Source organism: Paenisporosarcina sp. P4_B8, from assembly GCF_056402175.1.
Genome location: NZ_JBFUHX010000018.1, coordinates 16,441 through 29,071 on the forward strand (window position 1 = coordinate 16,441; position 12,631 = coordinate 29,071).

Annotated in this window: 12 protein-coding genes; 11 read left to right on the forward strand and 1 reads right to left on the reverse strand. The window is 41.2% G+C overall.

Annotated features, from left to right (window positions below):
* Nucleotides 1–175 precede the first annotated feature (175 nt).
* A complete protein-coding gene (gene bcsD, locus AC1DSK_RS14610; RefSeq protein WP_477546386.1) occupies nucleotides 176–703 on the forward strand; it encodes a cellulose biosynthesis protein BcsD in 528 nt (175 codons plus the stop codon).
* 116 nt (nucleotides 704–819) lie between these two features.
* Nucleotides 820–978 (forward strand): hypothetical protein, encoded by a 159-nt coding sequence (locus AC1DSK_RS14615; protein WP_016428133.1) that lies wholly within the window; start codon nucleotides 820–822, stop codon nucleotides 976–978.
* A gap of 38 nt (nucleotides 979–1,016) precedes the next feature.
* On the opposite strand, the gene AC1DSK_RS14620 is transcribed toward AC1DSK_RS14615, so the two are convergent.
* A complete protein-coding gene (locus AC1DSK_RS14620; protein ID WP_016428132.1) occupies nucleotides 1,017–1,427 on the reverse strand; it encodes a hypothetical protein in 411 nt (136 codons plus the stop codon).
* 437 nt (nucleotides 1,428–1,864) lie between these two features.
* On the opposite strand from AC1DSK_RS14620, the gene AC1DSK_RS14625 reads away from it, so the two are divergent.
* From AC1DSK_RS14625 to AC1DSK_RS14665, 9 genes are all read left to right on the forward strand, one after another.
* Nucleotides 1,865–3,454: a SpoIID/LytB domain-containing protein gene (locus AC1DSK_RS14625; RefSeq protein ID WP_477546387.1), complete on the forward strand. Its 1,590-nt coding sequence runs from the start codon at nucleotides 1,865–1,867 to the stop codon at nucleotides 3,452–3,454.
* Nucleotides 3,455–3,689: 235 nt separating this feature from the next.
* Nucleotides 3,690–4,661 (forward strand): N-acetylglucosamine kinase, encoded by a 972-nt coding sequence (locus AC1DSK_RS14630; protein WP_477598324.1) that lies wholly within the window; start codon nucleotides 3,690–3,692, stop codon nucleotides 4,659–4,661.
* 10 nt (nucleotides 4,662–4,671) lie between these two features.
* Nucleotides 4,672–5,628 carry a GNAT family N-acetyltransferase gene (locus AC1DSK_RS14635; RefSeq protein ID WP_477546389.1) on the forward strand — a complete coding sequence of 319 codons (957 nt, stop codon included), beginning with the start codon at nucleotides 4,672–4,674 and terminating at the stop codon, nucleotides 5,626–5,628.
* A 4-nt stretch (nucleotides 5,629–5,632) separates the two neighbouring features.
* Entirely contained in the window at nucleotides 5,633–6,685 is a 1,053-nt protein-coding gene (locus AC1DSK_RS14640; RefSeq protein ID WP_477546390.1) for a serine hydrolase domain-containing protein, read from the forward strand.
* Nucleotides 6,686–6,696: 11 nt separating this feature from the next.
* Nucleotides 6,697–7,404, forward strand: coding sequence for a PIG-L deacetylase family protein (locus AC1DSK_RS14645; RefSeq protein WP_477546391.1), 708 nt, complete (start codon nucleotides 6,697–6,699; stop codon nucleotides 7,402–7,404).
* 15 nt (nucleotides 7,405–7,419) lie between these two features.
* The gene (nagZ, locus tag AC1DSK_RS14650; protein WP_477546392.1) at nucleotides 7,420–8,988 is read left to right on the forward strand and encodes a beta-N-acetylhexosaminidase; all 1,569 of its coding nucleotides are present in this window, start codon (nucleotides 7,420–7,422) and stop codon (nucleotides 8,986–8,988) included.
* A gap of 120 nt (nucleotides 8,989–9,108) precedes the next feature.
* Nucleotides 9,109–10,257 (forward strand): anhydro-N-acetylmuramic acid kinase, encoded by a 1,149-nt coding sequence (locus AC1DSK_RS14655; protein WP_477546467.1) that lies wholly within the window; start codon nucleotides 9,109–9,111, stop codon nucleotides 10,255–10,257.
* 24 nt (nucleotides 10,258–10,281) lie between these two features.
* Nucleotides 10,282–11,616, forward strand: a complete 1,335-nt coding sequence (locus AC1DSK_RS14660) for an ABC transporter substrate-binding protein (RefSeq protein ID WP_477546393.1) — start codon at nucleotides 10,282–10,284, stop codon at nucleotides 11,614–11,616.
* A 60-nt stretch (nucleotides 11,617–11,676) separates the two neighbouring features.
* Nucleotides 11,677–12,621 carry a carbohydrate ABC transporter permease gene (locus tag AC1DSK_RS14665; protein ID WP_477546394.1) on the forward strand — a complete coding sequence of 315 codons (945 nt, stop codon included), beginning with the start codon at nucleotides 11,677–11,679 and terminating at the stop codon, nucleotides 12,619–12,621.
* Nucleotides 12,622–12,631 lie beyond the last annotated feature (10 nt).

Below are 12,631 nucleotides of genomic sequence, written 5' to 3' on the forward strand. Positions count from 1 at the left end.
CGTGCAATTAAGACTACTTTTTTAAATTTGAGTAAATATGTAATTTTTTCGTAAAGCTAATAGAATATCGGTTTTCTCTATGAATAAGTTAAAAAATCAGAAAATTTATGTTGAATGTTCAATATTAATCTATTAAACTGTTGAAGGAAAAATTTATTTTAAGGGGAGTTCGTGAATGACAGACTCTATCACAGAATTTAGTATTAACAGAGATGAGTTTATATGGAAAATGGAAAGAGGACTATTCTTTCAAAATGATGCCTCTGCAATCGTATTATGGGACTTAGCAATTGAAATCTTATTGCAAACTTTGGATGAACACTTGGATATCGAAAAGAGCAATACAATATTGAAGGACTTTGGATTTCGCATGGGAGCAATAGCAAGTAAGGACTATTCTGAACGGATGGATCTTGAAAATATTTTAATTCAATTCAGTGATATTTATCGCAATGCCGGTTGGGGAAATGTGAAAATCACTAAGTTTTCCCACGAAGATAGAAAGGTGATTATTGAACTTCACAATAGCTGGGAACATCGGGTTTTCAAATCAATTAATAAAGATCAAGAATGTATTATAATGCCGAGTTATTGGACAGGATTCATGAGTGAATTGTTGAAAGAAAATATGAGCTATTCATTGACAATCAAAAATCAAAATTGCATGGATTATTGTGAAATTAAACTGTTTGTAAAAGAATAGTACTTTCGATGTAATCTAACTCTTCATACATAAATATTTAAATTTCATGTTATAAGTTTGATTATTAGGGAAAAATCAACTATGACGGAAATTTTATAATGGAGAGGTGAAAAAAAGTGAAAGATAATGAAAAACAATCTGCAAAAGAATTTGCAAATCAATCAGCTACTGAACAAACACAAAAAGAAGACCAGTTAAGTAAAGAAGAAAAAGAAAAACTTCAAGTGAAAGATGGTCAGAATAACCATCACTTGGATGAGCGTGGAGGGTACTAATCAAAAAACCGTGATCCCATAAGGATCACGGTTTTTGTTTATTCATTTGGCAATCTTTTTGCATTTTCTTGTTTCGCTGGTGAGTCATTGTTATCTTCAGGAAGTGATTCTTTTGATTTTGGTGCAGCTTTATGCTGAGATTTTGGGAAAGCTTGTTTTGCTTCTTTCTTAGTGTCCTTGCTTAGTACACTTTCGATATAATATTGAACACTGGTCATGGCGCCTTCTTCCACCATACGATTGTCATCCGGATCGTTAGGATCTGAGAAACCTGATTTTGTCATTTGGCATTGTTTTACATTTTTTGAATCCATGAATGAGGACACTTTTGTCATCGTATTATTCATCATGATTTTGGCTTTTTCACGATTTTCTGCTTTCTGTAAAAACATATAAGCCGTAGCTGCAAGACCTCCAATTAACAATGAACGTGTATTTCCTCTAGACATCGTCATCCCTCCAATTGTTGTTAAAAATCAGTTATCTTATATTGATACCCACTTTCACAGACAATCACACATCTTCTTTCATAATTCCAATTTGCTTTCCTAAAATAATTTTGGTGGATACTATTTAACCGTAAGAATGAAAGGTAAATACGATGGTATTTAGGAGATTTCGTGCTGTACATCTTTTTGAGTTGAATAACTATAATTTAACTCAAAATAAAAATTATTCTTCTAGTAACTGTCCGTAAAAATATTTCTTTCGAATTTATACTAACATTACAGATTGATACTTATTGCTCGGTTTTTCATTTTCTAATATGGTACTTATTAATTATTAAAATTAAATATCACAAATATTTAAAATATTTAAAAGGAAATATCATTAATATGTCGAATCCTACTCTCTTGTAACGAAAACTAGTTAGAGAGGGATGGGAATGTTGAAAAATTTGTTCAAGTATTTTGTCGTCTTTACAATTGTAAGCGCTTTATTTTTTCAAGGAGTAGGTCAAAATAAAGCTGCAGCTGAAAACGGTGCAGAACCAGTTATCAGGATTGGTATGATACCTGATGTTCAAACACTGAAGGTTGGGGGCAAAGGAACTTTTGATTTAGTTGATAAGATTACTGGTGAAGTATTGTTCAGTGGAACGGATGAAGAATTGTCAGTGGAGTTGGATTCAACTTCGGAAATCAAAACAAATTATCGTCTGCAAGTTTCTTATTCTTCAAGTGAGTCTTTAATTTTGGATTGGGTGAGTCGTGCAGAAGCTGCCGGGTACCCGACTTATGTTGAAGCTTATGATAATGGATATTATCGTCTATATCTAGGGGAATTCCCTGCAGATGCTTCATTCTCTGTCCGTACAAATTTCAAAAATGAATTGGTGTCTAAAAATTTGGCACCTAGCGATGCTTTCTGGAAAGTGATTACGATCGCTGAAGGTGAAACGAAACTGAAAGTAACGAAAAATGGGGAAGTTAAATCAACTTCGAATCCTGTTCAAGTACTTGCACCATCTGAGCGGGTAACCATTAACGGCAAAACGTACCGCGGTCTTGCGGAAGTAGGATTCAACAGCAAAGGTACATTAGCAGGAATCAATGAATTATTAATTGAAGAATATTTATATGGAGTTGTTCCACGTGAGTTGCCACCAAATCCATATGGCGAACTAGAAGCACAGAAAGCACAGGCCATTGCAGCCCGGACTTATGCGTTATCCAATCTAGGAAAACGTAGTGCGGATGGCTATGATCTATTACCAACAACATCCGATCAAGTGTATGGCGGATTTGAAGCAGAGCATCCGATTTCAAATGATGCCGTCGAGACAACAAGAGGAATCGTGGCAACCTATGAAGGCAAGTTAATTACTGCCGTATTCCATTCAACGAGCGGTGGGTTCACTGCAAATAACGAGGATGTTTGGAATTCAGAAGCGGCGCCATACCTTCGCGCAACTCATGTAGGGCAAAAAGGAAACTCGCTTAAATATGTTCCAGCATTGGATGTTTATAAATTTGATGAGGAAGAACAAACAGAATCTCTTCGTGAATCGAAGAAAGGTGATTTTGAAGCGGGCAAGTCAAAATATTATCGCTGGAATTTCGAATGGACAGCTGAAGAAATCAGTGACATTCTTAGCACTTACTACAATAAAGAAGTCGGCAAAGTATTGGCAATCAACGTGACAGAGCGTTCAAGTTCAGGTCGCGTAGCGAAAATTGAATTTGTCACGGAAAATGGAACGTTCTATGAATACAAAGACCGTATTCGTTGGGCACTTCAATACATCAATGCTAGTGGGAATCCAGCAGTATTGTTGAGCACATTGTTTATCATCGAACCGGTAAAAGACGAAGTGACAGGAGAAGTGACGGGCTTCAAAACGAATGGCGGAGGCTGGGGACATGGTGTTGGGATGTCACAAGTCGGTGCAGTTGGAATGGCGGAAGCTGGCTATACTTATGATGTGATTTTGAAACACTTCTATCAAGGCATTGCATTGGAAACAAAATACTAGTTTTCATTGTTAGTTGGAAAAAACGCGAACTTAGTTGGAATCTCGAGAGAAATTGCATTGAATTGTCCCGCCGGCTGCCGCTTGGCGGGTTTTTTGTTGGAAATGAATCATATTTTCTCGGGTATTCCAATAAAATTGAAATAAAATAACGAATATTCATAGATAAGTTGAAAAAATATTTCAACAATTTATAATGAATTTAGAGAGTCGAAATGTAAAAGGTGGAATTCATTATATGTATGTTCTAGGAATAGATGGTGGTGGAACGAAAACGACAGGGATGGTCGCTGATGAAAATGGAAACGTTTACATGCAGACCGTCACGGGGCGAAGTAATCCCAATACGTTGTCACAACAGGAATTTGAAAAAGTCATGAGTGATCTGATAATGGATTTGAAGAATCAACGACCGGATGTTTTCGATGACGTCTCCGTGTGTTTTGCCGGGATGGCAGGAGTCGGGGAAAGTGGACGGGACATTGAAGTTGCAAAACTGTTGAAGAGATTTCTACCCTCAAAAACGGATGTCATCGTTAGTAATGATGCGGTCAATGCTTTGTATTCAGGTACGCTAGGTACGCCGGGCATTGTGCAAATTGCCGGAACAGGTGCCATTGCATTTGGCATGAATGAAGACAATAAAATGGTCCGCTCTGGTGGATGGGGCTATTTGTTTGATGATGAAGGAAGCGGCTTTTATTTAGGGAATGAAGCCCTGCGTGCAGTATTTCAGGCATTCGACGAAAGAGGTCCCGCTACTGAATTATCTAATCGGTTGTTACAACATTTCAATGTAAATCGTATTCCAGACATCATCGGTCAAGTATACGGCCAGGAGCATCCACGCTCTATTATTGCACCACTCGCACCGTATGTGGTGGAAGCGGCAATGTCTGAAGATGAAGTCGCTATAAACATTGTACAAAAAGCGTGTGAAGCCATGATGTCATGTATTGAATCTTGCCATCAAAAGCTTTTTGATGCGAATCATCCAACGATGATTGTATTGTCAGGCGGGGTGTTTTCGCATTCAGAGCTATTTATTCAACAGCTCTCAAAATTAGCAGAACTACCATTGCCGAACGTTACGTTCCAGAAGACAATGGTTCCTCCAGTTGGGGGGGCGATTATCGCTGCGCTCAAAACACAAAATATTAAACTCGGGGAACACTTTGCCAAGCAAATGAACGAGAAAAGCAGAAATTGAGGTGAAACACATGCAACTTGTACATGTCCGCGACATTGAACCAGCAATCATTGTAAACATGTGGAACGAAACCATCGGTCATTCGTTTCCGATGACGATTCCGTTATGGAAACAAAACACACTTATAGAACCAAACGTTATGAATGAAGTATCCATTGCGCTGATGGAGCAAGGGGAACTTCTCGGCCTTGTTGTGGCCAAGCGATATCAGGAAATTTTATCAGCTTCCATGGCAACACATATGGGGTGGATTCAATGCTTACTTGTAAAGAAATCGGCCCGCCATAAAGGCATTGGCACACGCTTGATTCAGCATGTGGAAAAATCGTTCATTAAAGAAGGAATTACAGAAATTCGGCTTGGACGTGATCCTTGGCACTACTTTCCAGGAGTTCCGAATGAAGACAAGCATTCATTTGAATGGTTTGAAAAGAAAGGTTATATCACTGAATCCATCGAAACGGATTTGATGAAATCATTAAAAGATACGACGCCTTACAAGCTCACTAATCCGGATGAGCATTACCGAGTTCTAAACTCACAAGACTTGCCGGAACTTTTGCAATTTCTTGAGCAAACTTTCCCGGGCCGTTGGCATTACGAGGCGCTTCATTACGCGATGGTTAATGGGACCGGCCGGGAGTTTATAGGCTTCTACGTCCATAACGAATTGAAAGGGTTTTGTAGAATCAACGACTCACTGTCGCCATTCATTGCTCAAAACGTTTACTGGTCTAACGATGGCACCTTGGGTGGAATTGGTCCACTCGGAATCGACCGCTCGATTAGAGGTCAACACTTCGGACTCGATTTGGTCAAAGCGGCCGCAAATGAATTGATGAAACGTCATGTCAACCATATTGTCATTGATTGGACCCAGATAGGGTCATTTTACGAAAAGCTCGGATTTACTCCGTGGAAACAGTACATAACGATGGCAAAACCCATTTCTGCAAAGGAGGAATGACAACATGAGAGAGAAAGTACTCACATTTCTGCAACAGGAAATAGACCAGCAAGTGACACCAGGTGCGGTCATTCGGATCAAACATAAAGGCCGAGTTGTTGTAGATGAAGCTCTCGGCACGAACAGTTTGCAGGAAGATGGCGTAGCCATGACGAAAAAGCATATATTCGACATGGCTTCATTGACGAAAGTAATGGCCACAATGCCTGCGATGCTCCAGCTCCTAGAAGGTGGGGAAATCCATCTGAACGATAAAGTGGGAACATTCCTTCCTGAGTTTGCAACGCATCAAAAAGAACAAATGACTTTGAAACAATTGATGACGCACTCGTCAGGTCTGATTGCACATCGTCCCTACTTTGAACGGAAACTTACTACAGCAGAAGTGCTGCAAGATATTTACGTAGAAAAACTGTCGTATCCCTCGGACAGTGATGTCGTTTACAGTGACCTTGGATACATTTTACTGATGGCCGTTATTGAAAAAGTGACGGGACAACCTATACAAGACTATGTCCAAGACCATATTTTTAAGCCACTCGGGATGGAACATACAGGGTACCTCCCAAAATATGAGCGTCATGAATATGCGCCTACTGAATTTCTCGACCATTTACATGACCATAAGTACGGAATTGTTCACGATGACAACACCGAATTCATGGGTGGCATCAGTGGACATGCAGGATTGTTTTCATCAATGGAGGATGTCTCAATCTTTACTACGATGCTTGAAAATGAGGGTATGTATAACGGAAAACAAATTATTGACACTCGCTGGCTGGCGAAATCTCGTGAAAACTTTACACTTTTTTCGACAGAAAGCCGTGGTTTGGGCTGGCAGTTAAAAGGGGATGGTCCGAATCCCATCGGAGATCTCATGTCCAATGATACGTATGGGCACACAGGCTATACGGGCACCAGTTTTTATATTGACCCAGTGGAGCAACTGACCGTCATCCTGCTGACGAATCGCGTGTATTTTGGTCGACATGACCCAATCATCAGGTTACGACCACGTTTACATAATTTAATTGTTACAAATTTATCTAAATAGGAGGAGTCTTCATGCATTTAATGATTGTTGGGGCACATTGCGGCGATGGAGAAATTCAAGCGGGGGCAATTGCCCATAAATATGCACAGGCAGGGTACAAAGTGACGTTTCTTCATTTAACTGCTGGAGAAAAAGGTGCGCCTGCCCATCTCGACGTTGAAACTTATCGCAATCAAAAGATTATGGAGGCTGAAAAAGCGGCAGCGATTTTGGGAGGGACAAGCATCACATTGAACCACCGTGATGCAGAACTTACATTTAATGAAGAGCTTGCCAAAGAAGTGGCAACGATTTTCAGGAGAGAGAAACCGGATTTTGTCATCACACATTGGGTCAACAGCATGCATCCTGACCATCGGATTTGTCAGTTGGTCGTACAGGATGCGTGGTTAAAAGCATCGCTACCCGGATTTGATTTGGACGGACTTCCGCCACATGGCCTTCGCCGAGTGTTTCATAGTGAAAACTGGGAGGACATGGACGGCTATGAGCCGGATATTTATGTCGATGTCACCGAATCGTTTGATGCTTACTTGGAAGCCATGTCCTGTTACTGGTTTATTATGAATTCTAAAAGCTTCCGCTATTACGATTACTACAAAGCCCTTGGCACGACGCGGGGCTGTCTGGCCAGTACGACATATGCCCAAACATTACAGAATTCAAAAGGTCTACACGTTCGTCGTGAAGGACATATACCAGGATTTCCGATTTCTTAAGGAGGATAACATCTAATGAGCTTACAGAAAAAAGTTGGCCGGTTGTTAATTGCCGGATTTAAAGGAATAACGATGTCTTCTGAAATTGAACGATTGATTCATGAATACCATATCGGCGGCATCATTTTATTTGGACGTAATATTGGTACACCAGAAGAAATATTGGCATTGACACAAAGCTTGCAGCAGGAAGCGAAAGCTGCAGGTTATACGACACCGTTACTCATTTGTATCGATCAGGAAAACGGAGTGGTAAGGAGATTAGGCGAAGGAACTACCATCATTCCTGGCGCGATGTTGCTCGGTGCCACGCATGAGCCGGACCATGCTTATAAAGCTGGGGTGATGACAGGGAAGGAACTGAAAGCCCTCGGCATCAACTGGAACTTGGCGCCTGTCGTAGACATCAACAATAATCCGAAAAATCCTGTAATCGGAGTACGTTCATTTGGGGAAGACACGCAGGAAGTAACAGTAATGGCGAAAAATTCAATGCTTGGCATGCAACAAGCAGGTATCATGACAACACTTAAGCACTTCCCGGGACACGGTGATACGAGTGTTGATTCCCATTTGGATTTGCCTGTCATTGCCCACGATTTGAAACGGTTGCACGAGGTGGAATTGGTACCTTTTAAAGAATGTATCGAAGCAGGAGCAGATGCCATCATGAGTGCGCATGTGTACTTCCCTGCACTCGAATCACAGGCCAATACTCCTGCAACTTTATCACGTTCAGTTATTACCGGACTTCTAAGGGAAGAACTGGGGTTTGACGGGGTCGTAACGACAGATTGTATGGAAATGGACGCAATCGCTAAAGGAATCGGGACGGTTAATGGATGCGTAAAAGCTGTAGAAGCGGGAGTGGACCTTGTGATGGTGTCACACATTCACCCGTTGCAGGAACAAGCCGTCTTGAAAATCGTGGAAGCCGTTGAAAATGGAACGATTTCCGAGCAACAAATTGACCAATCTATCGATCGAATCGAGCGAATGATTGCAAACTATACTTCGTGGGAAGACATCGAAAATTCACGTGAACTGCCTTCATTCATAGGATCAGAAACGCACCACGCTGAAATGAAAGCTATTTATGAAGATGGAATTACGTTAGTGAGTGGCGATGGTCAACCAATTGGAGTGGATGACAAAGTACTGCTCATCTATCCGACGAATGAATATGCAACGATGGTCGAGGACAAACGCTATGCCACATTGTCGATGGCTGAAAAGCTGAAGAAAGTTCATCAGCTTGTGGATGTCATTGAAATTGTTCCAAGCCATTATGAACAGTCCATCTCACAAACTATGCAGAAAGCTGTCAATTACGACCGAATTGTTGCGCTGACACTTAATGCCGTACAACACCCTATTCAACAACAACTTATTCATCAGTTAATCGGTACTGGGAAGCCGGTGGACGTAGTGGCAATCCGTTCACCGTACGATGCAGCTCATTTCCCGCAAGCGAACCGCATGATTTGTACGTATGAATTCACAGAAACAGCTTTTGAAGTAATAGCTGAAAATTTAGTCGGTCATACGAGAATAAACGGAAAACTACCCGTCTCGTTAACCTAAGTGATATATTTTTTTAGAAAATTAAAAAAGTATTGATATTTAATTTCGGAAGAACTAAAATATGGGTAAGCGCTTTCATATCACGCTTGCTTTTGGAAAGGAAGGGTCATTGTGAAGCCCATGCGAGTTTGTGGACTTATGTCAGGAACTTCTCTGGACGGATTGGATATCGCAATTGTGGATTTTTCTGAAGATGCTGAACAAGTAGCGCACGAATTGATACACTTCGTAACGATGCCTTACACGGAAGAACTAACGTCTCAACTGTTCCAATTGATGGACCCATTGGCACCATTGCACAAAGTATCATCGATGAACATGTATTTAGGCGAACTTTATGCACAGTTAATCAAAGAATCTTTGATAGATTCCGAGATTACCTACGAGTCGATAGATTTAATCAGTTCACATGGACAAACGATTTGGCATGAACCAACTGTCGATCAGGAACGCTTGTATGCTCGACCGAATACTTTGCAAATCGGAGACATTTCAGCACTTGCTGAACATTCCGGGAAACCAGTGATTGGGGATTTTAGGACGCGAGATGTGGCAGCAGGCGGACAAGGAGCTCCGCTCGTTCCATTTGCAGACCAGGTTCTATTCCAATCCGCGACGAAAGGTCGGGTGATTGTCAATATTGGTGGAATAGCCAATATGACGGTCATGTCACCACGTCATCAAGAACAACCTGTCATTGCGTACGATACAGGACCCGGAAACATGGTGATTGATGCGTTTGTCATGAAACATTCGGAAGGCACACAAAGCTATGATTCAAACGGAGATTTGGCCAGCTCTGGCAATGTCCATGAAGAATGGTTGAACGAATTGATGAGGCATGAATACTTCTCCTATCCTGCACCAAAAAGTACAGGCAGGGAATTATTTGGTGCTTCCTACGCTGATGCAATGTGGTCACAAGGTGATGATTACGGTCTTTCATCTGTAGACAAAATTGCTACGGTTACGATGTTCACAGCTAAATCCTTGGCAAGTGAGATTCAGAAACACATCCAGACACACGATTTGAAAGAGGTCTTTCTAAGCGGTGGCGGTGTTCATAATAAAACATTGCTGAATCATCTTCGGGAACAACTTCCACAAATCGAAGTACAAGCATCTGAAGCGATTGGTATGAACAGTGATGCGAAAGAAGCATTTGTATTTGCTTTACTTGGATACTTAGGTTTTCACAAAAAACCAAATAATCATCCCTCAACAACAGGGGCAAATCGACAGACAATTTTGGGGAAAGTTGCTTGGTAAATAACATTTGGGGGGAAATGAAGAATGAAGAATGTGTTTAAGAAATCCGTTCTCACAATAGCATCTTTGGGCTTGGCAGCATCTGTATTGGCTGGCTGTAATGGCGATGCGGAAAAAGCGGGCAATGCCGACGAATTTAAAGGAAAAATCACGATTTGGGATGGTCCAAGATGGCCAGACAAAGAAGATAATAAATACCATTGGTTAGAAGCTAAAATTAAAGAGTATGAAAAAGCGAACGAAGGTGTTGAAGTCGAATTGGTTCAAGTTCCTTGGGCTGAGATGGGCGACAAGCTAGGCGTTGCGATCGCAGGTAAATCATGGCCTGATATCGCACCTGTGGATATCAGTGGAAGTGCTGTGAGTATCGATCACATCGAGCAAGGTGTTATTGAACCGTTGGATGCTTATTTCGATAAAGACGCAAAAGCTGATTTCTATGAAAACGCATTAGACGCATACACATATGACGGCAAAATGTATGGAATTCCAAATGCCATTACACTTCACTCGATGCTTCTGAATTTAGATTTATTCGAAGAAGCTGGAGTTACACCTCCTGAAGGTGGCGAATGGACATACGATGAGTTCCTTGAAGCTGCGAAGAAATTGACATTTGACCGTGATGGCGATGGGAAAACAGATGTGTACGGTTTCTCAACTTATGTTCTACCTGGATACTATGAGTCTTGGCCTTTCTTCTATAAGAATGGTGGATCTCCTTTGAACGAAGATATGACTGAATTCACGTTTGACGATCCAGAAACAGTTCAGGCAATCCAAGATTTAGCTGACTTGAAATTAAAAGAAAATGCAGCTCCTGAAACATTGGGTGGTAATGACGTTGGTGGTACATTCCAAGCTTGGGCAAATGAAGAACAACGTACTGTAGCTATGCAGCCTTGGGCAACTTGGGCAATTGGTGCAGCACAAGGTAAATACCCAACAAACTTTGCTGTAGCAAACTATCCAACTGGCAAGTCTGATAAACCTGTAACAATCGGTGGCGTTGGTGGATGGGTAATGTTCCACCAAGATGAAGATGCAAACAAAAAAGCGGCAGTTGCTGACTTCATGAAGTTCATCTCTACTGATAAAGAACAATTTGAAATGGCTCAAAACTATGGTATTTTCCCAGCACGCAAAAGTGCATCTGAAATGGATCCTTTCAAAGACAACCCAGAAATGACACGTGCGATGGAAATGTCTGATCAAGTGGTCATGCTTCCTCGTCACCCAGAATGGCAAAAAATTGATGAAGCGATTCAAACGCAGCTTCAATTAGTCTTTAATGGTGAAAAAACAGCTGAAGAAGCAATGGCGGATGCGAAGAAAGCCGTCGACGAATTATTAAAATAATCAAGTTAAAGCAGGCTCTGCATCACGCAAGCCTGCTTCATTTTTAGGAGGTGTCCCATTTTGACGCAAATACCGATGGGTGCAGTACCAAAAAAAGACAAAGAAAAATTAAAAGTGTTAAAGAAACCGAATAAAAATGTCTTATTTCAAATGAAAAAAAACTACAGTGCTTATTTGTTCCTATTGCCGAAATTAATTTTGTTTACATTGTTTGTTGCGATTCCGGTCATTTGGGCGTTCGTTCTGTCATTCCAAGAGTACAAAATATTCGGCAGTGAATTTGTCGGACTGGACAACTACATAAAAGTATTTCAAAGCGATGCCTTCCTGGTGGCGTTGAAAAACACCTTACTGTTCACAGTTGTGACGGTGCCTTTTAGCGTATTGAGTGCCCTCGTTATCGCTTCCATGATTTTTGTGCTGGGGAAAGTGTCTCAAAGCTTTTTCCGATCTGCATTCTATTTGCCGACCGTTACCTCTATGGTTATCATTGCGATGGTTTGGCGCTGGATGTACAACTATGAATTCGGATTGTTCAACTATGTCCTTGGCTGGTTCGGAATTGAACAGATCAACTGGTTGGGGCAATCGAGCAGTGCATTATGGGCGTTGATCATCATGTCATGTCTGATTCCATTCGGTGTCGGGATTATTATGTATTTGGCTTCTATGGGATCGATATCACATTCGCTTTACGAAGCAGCACGGATGGATGGAGCTAGTAGTTTTAAACAATGGCTGCATATCACGATTCCATTATTAAAACCTACCACTTTATACCTCGTATTATTAAGCACGATTGGATCATTCCAAGTGTTCACCCAAATCATCATGATGACAGGTGGAGGACCGGGGAATGCGACCGAAACATTAGTGCATCTCATCTACAAAACAGGTTTCCGTGACTTCGAGTTTGGACTCGCTGCCGCACAATCTGTCGTATTATTTGTGATCATCCTTATCTTCTCGATCATCCAGTTCAGGGTGCTTCGTCATGATGAGTGATTGGAGGTTT